Source organism: Nitratidesulfovibrio oxamicus (assembly GCF_015731765.1).
GTDB classification, from domain to species: domain Bacteria; phylum Desulfobacterota; class Desulfovibrionia; order Desulfovibrionales; family Desulfovibrionaceae; genus Cupidesulfovibrio; species Cupidesulfovibrio oxamicus.
On sequence record NZ_VRYY01000746.1, the window covers coordinates 1 to 626 of the forward strand.

Below are 626 nucleotides of genomic sequence, written 5' to 3' on the forward strand. Positions count from 1 at the left end.
ACGCCGTGAACGCCACCATGGCGCACGCCAACGCGACAGCGGGGGCCTCCGACGGCCTTGCTGCCGCCGTGCCCGCCTTTTCGTGGGGCGGGTACATCCAGGCCGTGGGTGTGCTGTTCCTGCTGGTGGGGCTGCTGTGGTTGGCCCTGTGGGCCGTGCGCCGTCACGGGGGGCTGTTCCGCGCCGTGCCGGGCGCGGGCGGCTTTTCGCGCGACGACCTGCGCCTGGAGGCGCAGCTGCCCATCGGCCCGCGCAAGGGGCTCATGGTGGTACGCTTCTTGAACAAGCGATTGCTGCTGGGCGTCACCGACCAGCAGATAACGCTACTCACGGAGCAGGACCTTGACCATGAGCACGGCAGCGACGACGCAACTTCCGACGCCGGAAGGCTTTCCGATCAGCACGGCGGGCGCGGCTCCGGCGGCTTCTCCTCTGTGCTGGGGCGTGCCCTCGGCAAGGGGCGCACACCTTCGGGAAACTGACGCCCCCGTCGTCAATTCCGCCCCGGCATCCGTCCGCCGGGGCGTCACCGGCCTGACGGCGGACATCGCCCGGCCCCCCGGCCAGACCGCCGCTCCGGACGCCCCCCGTCAGGACACCCCCCGTCAGGACGCCACGTGCGCGGC

1 protein-coding gene is annotated in these 626 nt (G+C 72.0%); it reads left to right on the plus strand.

What is annotated here, in order from left to right:
* A partial coding sequence (gene fliO, locus FVW20_RS18090; RefSeq protein ID WP_196610673.1) for a flagellar biosynthetic protein FliO occupies positions 1 to 482 on the plus strand: 482 nt, incomplete at its 5' end.
* Positions 483 to 626: the final 144 nt, after the last annotated feature.